This is a genomic window from Polaribacter sp. 11A2H (genome assembly GCF_011379025.1).
Classification (GTDB): Bacteria; Bacteroidota; Bacteroidia; order Flavobacteriales; family Flavobacteriaceae; genus Polaribacter.
The window spans coordinates 1-559 of record NZ_WTLD01000062.1 but is presented as its reverse complement, the minus strand read 5'-3'; the positions used below and the strand labels follow the sequence as shown (position 1 = coordinate 559).

Here is a 559-nt window from a genome sequence, read left to right as displayed (position 1 = left end):
ATACATTATCAGAATATACTCAACTATTTTGACAATAGAAGTACAAACGCTTCTGCAGAATCTTTTAATGCTAAAATAAAAGCATTAAGAGCACAATTTAGAGGTGTTAGAAATATTGAATTTTTCCTTTTTAGACTCTCAAATATTTATGCCTAATTTCTAAATCCCACAACTTTTGGGCTTGATCCGATTTCACCTATCGTAGAAATAACAACATAGATAGTTTTATATAATGTGCTAAAAAAAAGACTATGCTTTCACTTTAGCAAATATAAAACTCAATTCCAAAGAATTAAGGTAAACCTATAATAAATTAAGGTCGATAAAAAATAAAGATTCCCATAAGGCTAGTGCTCGTTTGTAACGAGTACCGTCACAGATAATCCGTTTTCACACAGTTTGCCATTCTACTTTGAGTTTAGCACAAAAAAAAACCTCAATTCGTAAGAATTGAGGTTTATAGATACGGACTTTAGTCCGTATTAAAGAAAGGCGGCGACCTACTCTCCCACATAAATGCAGTACCATCGGCGCGATTGGGCTTAACTTCTCTGTTCGA

General features: G+C 33.1%; 1 protein-coding gene. It reads left to right on the top strand.

Going from position 1 to position 559, the window contains the following annotated elements; genetic code table 11:
• Positions 1-156, top strand: a complete 156-nt coding sequence (locus GQS58_RS16930) for a transposase (protein ID WP_317168404.1) — start codon at positions 1-3, stop codon at positions 154-156.
• The last annotated feature ends 403 nt before the right edge of the window (positions 157-559 follow it).